We start from the raw sequence: 13,402 nt of genomic DNA on the forward strand, positions 1-13,402 counted from the left end.
CCGTGACCGATCCCGACCCTGCCCGTTCCCCGCGCCCGTTTGCCGCGCTGCGCACGCTGCTGCCGTTCCTGCGCCCGTACCGCGGACTCATCGCCGGCTGGCTGGGATTCCTGGCGCTGTCGTCCGGCGCGACCCTGCTGCTGCCGGTGGCCGTGCGCCTGATGATCGACCACGGCTTCAGCGCCAGCGATGCATCGAGCATCGATCGCTGGTTCGGCGGATTGTTCGCCGTCGCGGCGGTGCTCGCAGTTGCCACGGCGGGCCGCTTCTACTGCATCGCGCTGCTCGGCGAACGCGTGGTGGCCGACCTGCGCGAACGCGTCTTCGGCCGGCTTCTGGCGCTGGACATGGGCTTTTTCGAGCGCACCCGCGCCGGCGAACTCGTCAGCCGGCTCGCGGCCGACACCGAGCTGTTGCGTGGCGTGGTCGGATCGACGGTTTCGGTGGCGCTGCGCAGCGTGGTCACCTTCGTCGGCAGTGCCGCGGCGCTGGCGTGGACCAGCCCGCGCCTCGCGGGGCTGGCCGCGATCGGCATTCCGGTGGTGATCCTGCCGATCGTGCTGTACGGACGGCGCGTGCAGAAACAGTCGCGCGACAGCCAGGATCGCGTCGCCGACGCGAACGCGCGCGCCAGCGAGACGCTCGGCGCGATGCACACCGTGCAGAGTTACGCGCGCGAACCGTTCGAACTCGAACGTTTTGCGGGCGCGGTGCAGCTGGCCATCGGCAGCGCCAGACGCCGCATCCGGACCCAGGCCGCGCTGACCTGCGTGGTGATCCTGCTGGTGTTTGGCGCGATCACGGCCGTGCTGTGGACCGGCGCACAGGACGTGATCGCCGGCACGATGACGGCGGGAACGCTCGGGCAATTCGTGCTGTACGCGGTGATCGGCGCGGGCTCGGTCGGGGCGCTCACCGAAGTGTGGGCAGAGCTCCAGCGCGCCGGCGGCGGCATGGGCCGCATCGACGAACTGCTGGCCGAACCCGCGCGCATCACGGCACCGCCGCAGCCGATGTCGTTGCCGGCGCGGGCCGTCGGCGAGCTGCATTTCGACAAGGTCACGTTCCACTATCCGAGCCGCCCGGACACCGCGGCGTTGCAGGATTTCACGCTGCACGTGCGCCCGGGCGAAACCGTGGCACTGGTGGGCCCGTCGGGGGCCGGCAAGAGCACCGTGCTGCAGCTGCTGCTGCGCTTCTACGATCCCGCGTCCGGCAGCATCACGCTCGATGGCCTCGACCTGCGCCAGGTCGATCCGCAGCGGCTGCGCGAACAGATCGCGCTGGTGCCGCAGGATCCGATGCTGTTCGGCGCCGACGCTGCCGACAATATCCGCTATGGCCGTCTCGATGCGGACGAAGCCGCCGTCATCGCCGCGGCGAAGAGCGCTGAGGCGCACGAGTTCCTCGCCGCGCTGCCGGACGGTTACCGCACGTACCTGGGCGAACGCGGTGTGCGCCTGTCCGGCGGCCAGCAGCAGCGCATCGCGATCGCGCGCGCGGTGCTCAAGGATGCGCCGGTGCTGCTGCTCGACGAGGCCACCAGCGCGCTCGACGCACAGAGCGAACGCGCGATCCAGCAGGCGCTCGAACGCCTGATGGCGGGCCGCACCACGCTCGTCATCGCCCACCGCCTCGCCACGGTGCGCCAGGCGGACCGCATCGTCGTGCTCGACCACGGTCGCATCGTCGCCGAGGGCACGCACGAGGCGCTGATCGCGCAGGGCGGGCTCTATGCGGAGCTCGCGCGGCTGCAGTTCAGCGTCTGAGCGCGCAGGCGCGTCCGATCAGGCCGCGCCGCCGTCCACCCGCACCATCGTCGTCAGCAGGTGTTCCATCGCCTGATCGAGGTTGCGGCATTGTCCGCTGTGCACGGGCGAGGTCTGCACCACGGTGCTGCGCGGCGCGGTGAGCCAGTGGAAGCGTTCGCGCAGCGTCAACGCTCCGAGCGGTCCCGCCTCGCGGCCCCCGGCGCAGATGCGCGGAATCGCCGCCAGCGCGTCGGCGACGAACTGCACGTCGATGCCCGGGGCGAGCGCGCGCAGCCGCGCCGCGTCCAGCTCGATGCGCGCCGCGAGGTGCCGCTGTGCGTGGCACGACACGATGACGCCGACGTTGACGAACTCGCCGCGCTCCACGCGCGGCACCACGCGCACGATGGCATAGTCATACGTGTGCGGAGCGTGCACGCACGGCCTCCTGCACGAAGGCGCGCGGCGCCTCCAGGCGCCGGCAGAAGTACGCGACATAGGCCGCGCGCTGGGCCTCGGGCGTGCCGAAGGCACTGTCGCCGTCGAGCCAGCGCTCGGGCACCTGTGCCACGATCTCGCGCACGCGGTCCGGATCGAGCATCGCGGCGAGCGCCGCATCGACCTGTTCCAGGCGATCGGCGAACGGCAACAGCACGTGGTCGCGCACCAGTGCGAACGGGGCCGTGGCGCGATCGACGATCCGCGCATCCCAGCCGTGGTGGAAATACAGCGCCGCGCCGTGGTCGATCAGCCACAGGCGCCGATGCCACAGCAGCATGTTGCTGTTGCGCGCGGTACGGTCGACGTTGCTGACGAACGCGTCGAACCACACGATCGACGAGGCAAGCGCGCCGTCGGGCTCGACGATGGCCGGATCGAACGTCACCGACCCCGGGAGGTAGTCGAGCGCGAGGTTGAGCCCGGCGCTGGCGCGGATCAGCGACTGGATTTCCGGATCGGGCTCGGTGCGCGCGAGCTCCGCATCAAGTTCGACGAACACGATCTCGGGCACCGGCAGGCCGAGCGCACGCGCGATCTCGCCCGCGACCAGTTCGGCGACCAGCGCCTTTGGCCCCTGCCCCGCGCCGCGGAACTTGAGCACGTACAGTCCGGCGTCGTCCGCCTCGACGATGGCCGGCAGCGATCCGCCCTCGCGCAGGGGCGTGACGTAGCGGCTGGCGCAGACGGTGCGCAGCGGACGGAACGGCGGAACGCTCATGCCGGCATTGTCGCAGACCGCGCATCGGCATCCGCATGACGTGCGAGTGTCGCGAGCAGGTCCTCGTGCAGACGCAGGCGGCCGAGCCAGCCACGCTGCGTGCCGCTGAGCACGCGCAGCATGGTGCCGCGCCCGCCCGGCAGGCGGCCGAGCGGATGGAACAGGCGATCGCGCAGCGCGGCGAGCGTGTCCAGGTCGGACTGGAAGATCGGCGTGAGCCAGCGGCTCCAGAAATGGTAGATGCCCACGTGCGCACGCCGTTCGCGTTCGTAGGCGCCGAGCGCCTGCGCGACGCACGCGTGCGCCGCGAGTGCGGCATCGAGCGCCTGCGCATCCATCAGCGCCATGTTGACGCCCTGCCCCAGCTGCGGACTCATCGCGTGTGCGGCGTCGCCCACCAGCACCACGCGACCGCGATGCCAGGCGCGCGGTGCGGCGTCGCGGTAGCTGGCGCGCGCCAGCTGCGTCGTGGCCGTCACCTGCGCGAGGCGCGGCAGCACGTCCGGCCACAGCGCGGCGAGCTCGGCCTTCCATGCGTCGATGCCGTCGGTTTCCCACCCCGCCATCGACTGCATCGGCAGGCTCCAGAAGAAGCTCAGGCGCGGCACCGGATCGTCGGGACGCGTGCCGACCGGCAGCAGCCCGATCATCTTGCGCGCGGCGAGATAGCGTTGCCGCAGTTCGTCCGCGTGCGGCCAGTCGCCCATCGGCACCAGGCACCACAATGCGCCCCACGGATACGGCTGGTCGATGCGTGCAGGCCCGGTGGCGCCGCGCAGCGTCGAGGCCGCGCCGTCGGCGACGAGCACGAGGTCGTACGGACCGAACGCCTCGCCCGTGGCGCTGCGCACGAGGCCGCGTTCCGCATCGACCGCCACCACGCGCGTGCCGCAGCGCACGCCGGCACGTCCCGGCCACGCGCGGCCGAGCAGTTCGAACAGCGCTCCGCGCTGGATTCCGACACCGAACAGCCGCGCATCGAGCTCGCTGTAGCGCATGTCCATCACGCAGCGTCCCGCGCACGTGTCGCCGAACAGCCGGCGCACGATGCGGCCGCTGCGGATCGCATCGTCCAGCACGCCGAGGCCGTGCAGCACGGCCATGCCCGTGGGCTGCAGCAGCAGGCCGGCGCCGACCGGGCCGAGCATCGGCGCGCGTTCGAACACATCGAGCGCGTGTCCCCGCCGGGCGAGCAGCGCCGCACAGGCCTGCCCGGCCGTGCCGTAACCCACGATGGCGATGCGCAGCGGATCGGTCATGGCGGCAGGATCGCAGGCGCCGACCACGCCGAACAAGTCGCCTTGGGCGGTGGCGCTGGCGCCCGCGCCCCGGGGCCGGAACGCTGCGCGTCGCTCATGCCGCCTTCACCGCGGCCTCCGACGCCGGGGCGCTGCGCCGTGCCCGCACCGCGGCGGCAAGGCGGTCGAGCACGGCCACGGTGTCATCCCAGCCAATGCAGCCGTCGGTGATGCTCTGGCCGTAGGTCAACGCGCGACCGGGCATCGGATCCTGCCGTCCGGCGACGAGGTGGCTTTCGATCATCACGCCGATGACGCGACGTTCGCCCGCTTCGAGCTGCTGCGCCACGTTATCGATCACGCGTGGCTGGTTTTCGGGCTTCTTGCCACTGTTCGCGTGGCTGGCGTCGATCATCAGGCGCGGCACGAGGCCGGCCCTGTGCAGCAGCGCGCTCGCGGCCGCGACGCCGGCCGCATCGAAGTTCGGCGTGCTGCCGCCGCGCAGGATGACGTGGCAATCGGCGTTGCCCGCCGTGGTGGCGATGGCCGAGCGGCCGTCCTTCGTCACCGCCAGGAAATGGTGCGAGTGCATCGCCGCCTGCACCGCGTCGGCGGCGATCTTCACGTTGCCGTCGGTGCCGTTCTTGAATCCGACCGGGCACGACAGGCCCGATGCCATCTCGCGATGCACCTGGCTCTCGGTGGTGCGCGCGCCGATCGCGCCCCAGGCCACGAGGTCGGCGATGTACTGCGGCGTGATCATGTCGAGGAACTCGCAGCCGGCCGGCAGGCCCAGCGCGTTCACGTCGCGCAGCAGGCCGCGCGCCACGCGCAGGCCGCGGTTGATGTCGAAGCTGTCGTCCAGGCCCGGATCGTTGATGAGGCCTTTCCAGCCGACCGTGGTGCGCGGCTTCTCGAAATAGACGCGCATGACGATTTCCAGATCCGCGCCGAGGCGGTCGCGCTCGTGCCGCAGGCGCTGTGCGTACTCCAGCGCGGCGACAGGATCGTGGATCGAACACGGGCCGACCACTACCGCGAGGCGGTCGTCGTTGCCCTGGAGGATGGCGTGCAGCGCGTGGCGCGCGGCGCTGACGGTGGCGGCGGCGATCTCGCCGCATTCGATCTCGCCCATGACCTGGGCGGGCGTGCTCAACGGACGGAGGTCGCGGATGCGCAGGTCGTCGGTGTGGCGGTGCATGGCGTGGGTCCTGGCTGGAAACGGCGGGAAAAATCGCGGGCAACAAAAAAGCCGCCAGGGCTGCTGGCGGCTTTCGAGGGATTCTGTGTGATCGTGGGATCAGGTCGAACGCGTCTCGTCCTCCGCCTTGGCCGGAAGCCCAAAATAAAACGACCAGTAGCGACGGCAGACGGAGATCATGGCTGCATTGTTAGCACAGTTTTCGGCCATTGCAAACCGTGCGCGCCGGCTCATCCCTCGAAGCCGTCGGCGAACACGCCGGCGCCGGGCACCACGCTGCTGCGCACGCAGTCGTAGGTTTCGGCGATGCGCGGACCGGTGTCGATCACGGCGAAATCCGTCACCGCCAACGGCGTTCGATCGCCGGGATCGCCGTCCCAGAAGATGTGTGGCGTGATGTCCAACTCGTCCCACGTCGCTTCGGTGAAGCGGTCGCTCTCGAAGGTGAGCGCGATGTTGCCGCCGTCCGCCAGCACGATGCCGTAGCGCTGCATCGTGCGCAGGATCGCGCGCGCGGGGGCGTTGTAGCCGGTCATGTCGAAATCGGCGCGCAGGCGCAGGCGCGCGCCGTACGGCACGGTTTCCGCCGGGCCGCTCGGTCCGCCCGCGTGGCTTGCGGGACGCACATAGAGCTTGCCGTCGCTGCCGCCGAGGCTGGCGTCGCTGGCCATGCGTGCGTTCGGCAGGATGAAGCGGATCGCGTGACCCAGATCGCCGTCCGGTTGCGTTGCGGCGGCGGCCACGCCGTCGGCATTGGGCAGCAGCGCCGCGATCGGGAACCCCGCGGCATCGGCGCTGGTGCAGTGCTCGCCGCGACCCTCGGGCGGATAGACGACGCTGGTGTCCCACACCGCCAGGCACAGCGCGTCGAGCCGTGCACCGTCGAAGTTGCCGTTGTAGAGCTCGTAGACGAGCGCGTTTTCCACCACGATCAGGTGGCAATCCTCGCATTCGTCGTCGCTGCAGTCGTTGTCGCACTGCAGGCCGCCCTGCCCTTCGAAGGCGGCGCCCGCGGGCACCGGCATCGTGCTGCCGGGCGCTTCGCAATCGGGGCTGTAGTAGTCGTCGTAGACCGCGTGCGGCACCACCGGATAGCGCGGCGGATCCTCGCCCGGCGGCACGTGCTGGACGTGGAAGGAAAAATCGATCTGCATGCGATTGCCGTTGCCCCAGCCGCCGAGCGTCTGCAGGCGGGCAAGCATCGCGCCGGACTGCGGGTGCACGTCCGCATCGGCGATCGACTGATGCCAGACCGAACCGGCGGGAAACCGCGGCGGCGACGCGGCCTGCGCGGTGGCCGCGAACAGCAGGGCCCACAGGCCGCAGCCGATGCATCGAACGTCCATCCATGCCTCCCGTGCAGCGAGCATCGCATCGAACAGACACACGCGGCGGACGCGTCCGCCGGGCCGCCTACCAGACGAGATCGTCCGGCACCTGGTACTTCGGATCCGCGTAATCCACCTCCGGCGCGGGTGCGTCCGGATCCACCAGCAGCGCAAGCGCCCCGGCGAGCATCGCCTCGGCTGCCCGCGCATCGTCCGGCGACACCAGATGATAGCGCCCGCCCAGTTGCACGACGGCCAGCTCGCCGGCGTTGACCTGACGCAGCTGTTCGGCCGTGACATAGACGCGACGGATCTTGCCGCCGTACTCGAAATGGCGCGCGATGTCGGCCTCGGGCACGTTGCGCGATGCGGTCTTCAGGAGCTCGGCCAGTTTCGTCTTGCCTTCGCGGCGTCGTGCCGCTTCTTCCTGCTTGCGCTTCTCGGCCGCGATGCGCTCGTCCTTCTCGCGCTGCGAGCGGATCGCGTAGGCCTTGGCCAGATCGATCTCGCCCTGCGTCCGAGGCCCGCCCGACGGCGGTCGCGTCGCGCGCTGCGCCGGTTGGTCCTTGCGTTGCTGCGGCCCCTGCTTGCCCGCTTCGTGGCGCGCAGGCCGGGACTGCGGCGGCGGACGACGCTCCTCGCGCGGCGCACTCTTGAACCCCAGCTTCAACAGCTGATCCTTCAGCGAATCGGTCATCGGTGCGGCTCAATAATGCGGCGGCGGGGGCTCGGGGGCAGCGTCGCCGGCGAGCGAATCGCGCAGCGAACCGAGGTCGGACAAGGCGCGGTCCAGGCGCAATCGCAACGCGTCGATGTCGATGCGCTGCTCGTGCACGATCCGGCTCAGCTCGCCGAGCGTGTGTTCCTGGAAGGCGAGTCGGGTCTCCAGTTCGATCCAGCGCGGTTCGTTGTCCATGGGACGGATTCTAGCGCTGCGCCGCGGCCGGCGTACGCACCGAGCGCCCGCGCCCGATGCCGTAGTACGCGATGCCCGCCGCTTCCACCGCGGCCGGGTCGTAGATGTTGCGGCCATCGAAGATCACCGGTTGCCGCAGCGCGGCGGCGATGCGGGCGAAATCCGGGCTCCAGAAGGCCTTCCACTCGGTGACCACGGCGAGCGCGTCGGCGCCGTCGAGCGCGGCGTCCGCGCTGTCGCACAGCACCAGGTCGTCGCGTTTGCCGAAGATGCGCGCGGCTTCGTGCATCGCCTCCGGATCGTAGGCGCGCACGGTGGCACCGGCCGACCAAAGCGCGTCGAGCAGCGCGCGGCTGGAGGCTTCGCGCATGTCGTCGGTGTTGGGCTTGAACGCAAGCCCCCAGACCGCGACGGTGCGGCCGACCAGACGGCCTTCGAAATGTTCGTGCATGCGCGCGAAGAGCACCTGCTTCTGCGCACGGTTCACCGCCTCCACCGCACCGAGCAGCTTCGCCTCGTAGCGGTACTGGCGCGCGGTGCGCTCCAGCGCCTGCACGTCCTTGGGGAAACACGAACCGCCGTACCCCGCGCCCGGGTAGATGAAGGAATAGCCGATACGCGGGTCCGAACCGATGCCGTGACGCACCATCTCGATGTCGGCGCCGACGCGTTCGGCGATGTTCGCCATCTCGTTCATGAAGCTGATCTTGGTCGCGAGCAGGGCGTTGGCCGCGTACTTGGTCAGCTCGGCCGAGCGCACGTCCATCTGCACGATGCGCTCGTGGTTGCGGTTGAACGGCGCGTACAGGCGCTTGAGCTGTTCGATGGCGCGGCGGCTGTCGGAGCCGATGACGATGCGGTCGGGACGCATGCAGTCCTTCACCGCGTCGCCTTCCTTGAGGAATTCGGGATTGGAGGCCACGTCGAAGGCGAGATCCAGGCCACGCCGATCGAGCTCGGTGCGGATTGCGTCGCGCACGCGGTCGGCGGTGCCCACCGGCACGGTCGACTTGTTGACGATCACCGCCGTACGCGTGAGGTGCTGGCCGATGGTTCGCGCGACCGCCAGCACATGGCGCAGGTCCGCGCTGCCATCCTCGTCCGGCGGCGTGCCCACGGCGATGAAGACGATCTCGGCCGATGCGATGGCGGACGCCGCATCGGTGGTGAAGGACAGCCGCCCGGCCGCATGATTGTCGACAACGAGCGTGTCGAGCCCCGGCTCGTAGATCGGCATCTCGCCGCGACGCAGGCCCTCGACCTTGGCCGCGTCGATGTCGACGCAGGTGACCTGGTTGCCGACCTCCGCGAGGCAGGTGCCGGTGACCAGGCCCACATAGCCTGTGCCAAAGATGGATACGCGCATCGGTCGATTCGCAATGTCGGGTGGGGCGCGGATGATAGCGGCTGGCGGCGGCAGATGAGCGACGCGTCTCGCGCGCACAAACGAAAACGGCCGGCGGGTCGCCCCGCCGGCCGTCGTTTCGGAACGGACGCGTCGCTTACTGCTTGACGATCTCGAGCAGCTCCACTTCGAACTTCAGCGTGGCATTCGGACCGATCGGGCCCGGCGTGCCGCGGTCGCCGTAGGCAAGATTCGACGGGATCCACAGCGTGTACTTGCTGCCGACCGGCATCAGCTGCAGCGCTTCGGTCCAGCCCGGGATCACGGCGTTGAGCGCGAACTGCGCCGGCTCGCCGCGCTTGACCGAGCTGTCGAATTCCTCGCCCGACAGCGTGGTGCCGACGTAGTGCACCTTGACCGTATCGGTGGCGGCGGGCTTGGGGCCCTTGCCTTCGGTCATCACCTGGTACTGCAGGCCGGAGGCGGTGGTCTTCACGCCCGGCTTGCTCTTGTTGGCGGCGAGGAAGGCTTCACCCTCGGTCTTGTTCTTGGTGGCCGCTTCCTGCTGGGCGGCGGCCTGCTTCTTCTGCAGGCGCTCGGCGAACGCCTTCTGCACTTCCATCGCTTCGGCCTGGGTCAGTGCCGGGGTTTCGCCCTTGAGCGTGGCTTCGAGCGCCTTCACGACGACGGCGATGTCGATCTCGTCCTTGATCTGCGAGAGCGAACCGCCGACCTGCATGCCGACCATGTAGCTGACCTTGTCTTTCTCCGTCTCGAGCTTGGTCTGGGAGACGGCGACGCCGGACACACCGAGCGCGGCCACGGCAGCGGCGGCCAGCAGATTTTGACGCAGGAAACGACGATTCATCGAGTACTCCGGAAAGGAAAGCGGGGGGAGACGTGCTGGGGGTGAGACGTGATGAAGTGCGCGCCGCGAGCGCGCACGAGAGGCGGCGTATTGTGGGGCCGCGTTCCCGACCGCGCAACGGCACGGGCGCGGCAAGCTGCTGTGGATGACCTGCCTCCGACCGGGCCTTGCGGCTGCGGTTCCGTCGAAGCCCGCGCGCGTTCAGCCTGCGGCCGGTTCGGCCGCGAGCAGTGCCTCGATCCGTTCGAGCAGTGCGGCATCGTCAGGCTTGGTACGGCTGCCGAAGCTGCCCACCGGCTTGCCGCTGCGATCGATCAGGTACTTGTGGAAGTTCCAGCCGGGAGCTTCGCCGGTGGCTTGCTCCAGATCGCGGTACAGCGGCGTCACCTCGTCGCCGACCACGTGCACCTTCTCGAACATCGGGAACTTCACCCCGTAGGTCAGCGTGCAGAACTCCTGGATCTCCGCCTCGCTCCCGGGCTCCTGGCCCATGAAGTCGTTCGACGGAAAGCCCAGCACGGCAAATCCGCGCTCGGCCAGCCGCGCGTGCAGCGCTTCGAGTCCCTCGTATTGCGGGGTGAAACCGCATTTGCTCGCCGTGTTCACCACGAGAAGCACCTTGCCCTCGTACTGGCACAGGCTGGTGGGCTGCTTGCCGGCGAGCGGCCGATAGTCGCGGTTCAGCAAGTCCGGGCAGGCCCAGGCGGGGGCGCTTGCCAGCAGCAGCGCGGCAACGACGGCGATCGTTTTCAAGGTGGACTCCATGAACTCAATGATTTCAAGCATCTGCACCGGCATGAGGGCCGGTGTGCTGGCCCAGCGTAGTCCCCGCCCGACGCCGGGGCAATGCAACGCAAGAAACCGTTGACAGGCCATTTTTTAGTGTTATAGTTAACTACAACACCGACCCGTTACACCACCTCACGCCGGATGGCTGCCATGCACACCAAGTTCCGCAACTCCATCATCGCCCTGAGCGCCGTTCTCGCCTTCGTGGTCGGCGGCGCCTTTTTCAGCGAGCCGCTGCGGCCGGCGCAGGCCGACAGCGCGCGCACGCTGTCGCCCGAAGCACGCATCGCGCTCGCGTTGCTCAACGCCACCGTGTCGATCGCGCACGCCAGCGCCGAACTGGACGAGGCGGAGGCGCAGGACGCCGCCGCCGAGCCGTCACGCCAGCCGCAGGCGCGGCGTCAGAGGAACGCGCGCCCGGTGCTCGGCATGCCCTACTTCTCGTTCGCGTCGTTCCTGCCGCGTCCGCCACAGGAGTCGTAAGCATGTCCGTGACCTGGAACGACACCACGCCGATCTACCTGCAACTGAAGGAACGCGTCGTCGCGATGATGCTCGACGGCGTGCTCAAGCCGGGCGATGCCCTGCCTTCGGTCCGCCAGGTGGCGGCGGATTTTCAACTCAACCCCATCACCGTTTCGCGTGCCTATCAGGAACTGGCCGACGAATCGCTGGTGGAAAAACGACGAGGGCTTGGCATGTACGTCACCGATGGGGCGCCGGAAAAACTGCTGGCGAGCGAGCGCGAGCGGTTCCTGCGCGATGAATGGCCGCTGGTGGTCGAGCGCATCGCGCGCCTCGGCCTGCGCATGGACCAGCTGATGCGCGATGCCGCCCCGCAGCCGGAGACCCGTTCATGAGCGCCATCGTCGCCCGCAACCTCAGCAAGAAGTACGGCAGCAAGATCGCGCTGGACAGCACCAACTTCAGCATCGACGCCGGCCGCATCGTCGGCCTGATCGGGCCCAACGGTGCCGGCAAGACCACCGCGCTCAAGGCCATACTCGGACTGGCCGATTTCGACGGCGAACTCTCCGTGCTCGGCATGGATCCGCGCAGCCAGCGCGACGACCTGATGAAGGACGTCTGCTTCATCGCCGACGTCGCGGTTCTGCCGCGCTGGATCCGGGTGCGCGAGGCCGTCGATTTCGTCGAAGGCGTGCATCCGCGCTTCTCGCGCGCCAAGGCCGAAGCGCTGCTCGCGAAGACCCAGCTCAAGCCCGGCCAGCGCGTGCGCGAGATGTCCAAGGGCATGATCGTGCAGCTGCACCTGGCGCTGGTGATGGCCATCGACGCGAAGCTGCTGGTGCTCGACGAGCCCACGCTGGGCCTGGACATCATCTACCGCAAGCAGTTCTACCAGCACCTGCTCAACGACTACTTCGACCAAGAAAAGACCATCATCGTCACCACGCACCAGGTGGAGGAGATCGAGCACATCCTCACCGATCTGATCTTCATCCAGAACGGGAAGATCGCGCTCTCGGCCACGATGGACGAAGTCGCCGAGCGCTTCACCGAGGTGATGGTGCCGGCCGAACGCGCCGCCGGCGCGCGTGCGCTCAATCCGCTCGACGAACGCCAGGTGTTCGGCAAATCGATCTTCCTGTTCGACAACGTGCCGAAAGCGCAACTGGCCGCGCTGGGCGAAACCCGGCCACCGAACGTCGCCGACCTGTTCGTCGCCACCATGAAAGGAGCCTACGCATGAACACTTTCGCCTGGCTCCTGAAGCGGGAGTTCTGGGAACACCGCGGCGGCTTTTTCTGGGCGCCGATCATCGTCGGCGTCATCTCGCTCGTGCTGTTCACGATGGGCATCGTGGTGGGCGAGGTGTCGATGCACCGCGCCAACGTCGACCCGAAGTTCTTCGGCATGGATGCGGTCACAAGCCACCTCACCGGCGAGCAGATGCACATGCTCGGCACCGGCCTGCAGATCGCGATGTACACGGTGCCAGGGTTGATCTTTGTGGTGACGTTCTTCGTGCTGTTTTTCTACTGCCTGGGCGCGCTGTACGACGACAGGAAGGACCGCAGCGTGCTGTTCTGGAAGTCGCTGCCGCTGTCCAACCTCGAGACGGTGGCGTCGAAGGCGGTGACCGCGCTGCTGGTGGTGCCGCTGATTTCCACCGTCGCCGCAATCGCCACCGGCCTTGCGTTCCTTGTGCTGCTGAGCGCGTACGTGGGCTACTACGGCATGAATCCGATCACGCTGGTGTGGCTGCAGGCCGGGCCGTGGAAAGCCGCGGCGCAGATGCTGGCCTACATCCCGCTGGCGGCGCTGTGGGCGCTGCCGAGCGTGGGCTGGCTGATGCTGTGTTCGGCATGGGCACGCAGCAAGCCGTTCCTGTGGGCGCTGGCGATTCCGATCGGTCTGGGCATCATGGTGAGCTGGTTCGACCTGATGCAGAGTCTGACGGTGCCCGACGCCTGGTTCTGGAAGAACGTGGTGGCGCGATTGCTGCTGTCGCTAATGCCGGGCTCGTGGCTCGACACCTCCGGGATCGACGACAACTTCCAGGGCCCGGACGACTTCGCCCGCCTGTTCGACCTCGGCAACGCCTATGCGGCATTGGGCACGGCGGATCTGTGGATCGGCGCGGTGGCCGGTCTGGCCATGCTGGCCGGCGCGGTGTATTTCCGCCGCAAGCGCGACGAGGGCTGACGCGATGCGGTAACGGGGCGCGGCTGCTGGTCGGTGTCGGTCGCCCGTTCCGTTTCCGAGCAAGGCCGCACAGCGATGTG

General features: G+C 68.8%; 15 protein-coding genes. 5 read left to right on the forward strand and 10 right to left on the reverse strand.

The window, feature by feature from the left end; genetic code table 11:
- The first annotated feature begins 2 nt into the window (after positions 1 to 2).
- Positions 3 to 1,769, forward strand: a complete 1,767-nt coding sequence (locus HNQ52_RS00815) for an ABC transporter transmembrane domain-containing protein (RefSeq protein ID WP_183958840.1) — start codon at positions 3 to 5, stop codon at positions 1,767 to 1,769.
- Between the two features lie 18 nt (positions 1,770 to 1,787).
- Here HNQ52_RS00815 and HNQ52_RS00820 read toward each other — a convergent pair whose 3' ends face one another.
- The 10 genes from HNQ52_RS00820 to HNQ52_RS00865 all read right to left on the reverse strand — a co-directional run bounded on the left by HNQ52_RS00820 (position 1,788) and on the right by HNQ52_RS00865 (position 10,631).
- Positions 1,788 to 2,189 carry a DUF3037 domain-containing protein gene (locus HNQ52_RS00820; RefSeq protein ID WP_183958842.1) on the reverse strand — a complete coding sequence of 134 codons (402 nt, stop codon included), beginning with the start codon at positions 2,187 to 2,189 and terminating at the stop codon, positions 1,788 to 1,790.
- Complete coding sequence (locus tag HNQ52_RS00825) at positions 2,167 to 2,946, reverse strand: HipA family kinase (RefSeq protein WP_183959922.1); 780 nt, start codon at positions 2,944 to 2,946, stop codon at positions 2,167 to 2,169. Before HNQ52_RS00825 ends, HNQ52_RS00820 begins: the two co-directional genes overlap by 23 nt.
- 20 nt (positions 2,947 to 2,966) lie before the next feature.
- The gene (locus HNQ52_RS00830) at positions 2,967 to 4,229 is read right to left on the reverse strand and encodes an FAD-dependent oxidoreductase (RefSeq protein WP_183958844.1); all 1,263 of its coding nucleotides are present in this window, start codon (positions 4,227 to 4,229) and stop codon (positions 2,967 to 2,969) included.
- A gap of 94 nt (positions 4,230 to 4,323) precedes the next feature.
- A complete protein-coding gene (locus HNQ52_RS00835) occupies positions 4,324 to 5,409 on the reverse strand; it encodes a 3-deoxy-7-phosphoheptulonate synthase (RefSeq protein WP_183958846.1) in 1,086 nt (361 codons plus the stop codon).
- 230 nt (positions 5,410 to 5,639) lie between these two features.
- Positions 5,640 to 6,755 (reverse strand): hypothetical protein, encoded by a 1,116-nt coding sequence (locus HNQ52_RS00840; RefSeq protein WP_183958848.1) that lies wholly within the window; start codon positions 6,753 to 6,755, stop codon positions 5,640 to 5,642.
- A 67-nt stretch (positions 6,756 to 6,822) separates the two neighbouring features.
- On the reverse strand, positions 6,823 to 7,434 hold the full coding sequence (locus tag HNQ52_RS00845; RefSeq protein ID WP_183958850.1) for a DUF2058 domain-containing protein: 612 nt from the start codon (positions 7,432 to 7,434) through the stop codon (positions 6,823 to 6,825).
- Positions 7,435 to 7,443: 9 nt separating this feature from the next.
- The gene (locus HNQ52_RS00850) at positions 7,444 to 7,653 is read right to left on the reverse strand and encodes a SlyX family protein (protein WP_183958852.1); all 210 of its coding nucleotides are present in this window, start codon (positions 7,651 to 7,653) and stop codon (positions 7,444 to 7,446) included.
- 10 nt (positions 7,654 to 7,663) lie between these two features.
- Positions 7,664 to 9,019: a UDP-glucose dehydrogenase family protein gene (locus HNQ52_RS00855; protein WP_183958854.1), complete on the reverse strand. Its 1,356-nt coding sequence runs from the start codon at positions 9,017 to 9,019 to the stop codon at positions 7,664 to 7,666.
- A gap of 136 nt (positions 9,020 to 9,155) precedes the next feature.
- Positions 9,156 to 9,866 (reverse strand): BamJ family beta-barrel-assembly machinery protein, encoded by a 711-nt coding sequence (bamJ, locus tag HNQ52_RS00860; RefSeq protein WP_183958856.1) that lies wholly within the window; start codon positions 9,864 to 9,866, stop codon positions 9,156 to 9,158.
- A gap of 201 nt (positions 9,867 to 10,067) precedes the next feature.
- Complete coding sequence (locus HNQ52_RS00865; protein WP_425486456.1) at positions 10,068 to 10,631, reverse strand: glutathione peroxidase; 564 nt, start codon at positions 10,629 to 10,631, stop codon at positions 10,068 to 10,070.
- Positions 10,632 to 10,805: 174 nt separating this feature from the next.
- Here HNQ52_RS00865 and HNQ52_RS00870 point away from each other — a divergent pair, with 174 nt between their 5' ends.
- Genes HNQ52_RS00870 through HNQ52_RS00885 form a run of 4 tightly spaced genes read left to right on the forward strand, consistent with a single transcriptional unit; the run spans position 10,806 to position 13,322 of the window.
- Positions 10,806 to 11,138, forward strand: coding sequence for a hypothetical protein (locus HNQ52_RS00870; RefSeq protein WP_183958858.1), 333 nt, complete (start codon positions 10,806 to 10,808; stop codon positions 11,136 to 11,138).
- Positions 11,139 to 11,140: 2 nt separating this feature from the next.
- A complete protein-coding gene (locus HNQ52_RS00875; RefSeq protein WP_183958860.1) occupies positions 11,141 to 11,515 on the forward strand; it encodes a GntR family transcriptional regulator in 375 nt (124 codons plus the stop codon).
- Positions 11,512 to 12,366, forward strand: coding sequence for an ABC transporter ATP-binding protein (locus HNQ52_RS00880; RefSeq protein ID WP_183958862.1), 855 nt, complete (start codon positions 11,512 to 11,514; stop codon positions 12,364 to 12,366). The genes HNQ52_RS00875 and HNQ52_RS00880 overlap by 4 nt, the downstream gene beginning before the upstream one ends.
- Positions 12,363 to 13,322 (forward strand): hypothetical protein, encoded by a 960-nt coding sequence (locus tag HNQ52_RS00885; RefSeq protein WP_183958864.1) that lies wholly within the window; start codon positions 12,363 to 12,365, stop codon positions 13,320 to 13,322. The genes HNQ52_RS00880 and HNQ52_RS00885 overlap by 4 nt, the downstream gene beginning before the upstream one ends.
- Positions 13,323 to 13,402: the final 80 nt, after the last annotated feature.

The organism is Chiayiivirga flava (assembly GCF_014202825.1).
GTDB classification, from domain to species: domain Bacteria; phylum Pseudomonadota; class Gammaproteobacteria; order Xanthomonadales; family Xanthomonadaceae; genus Chiayiivirga; species Chiayiivirga flava.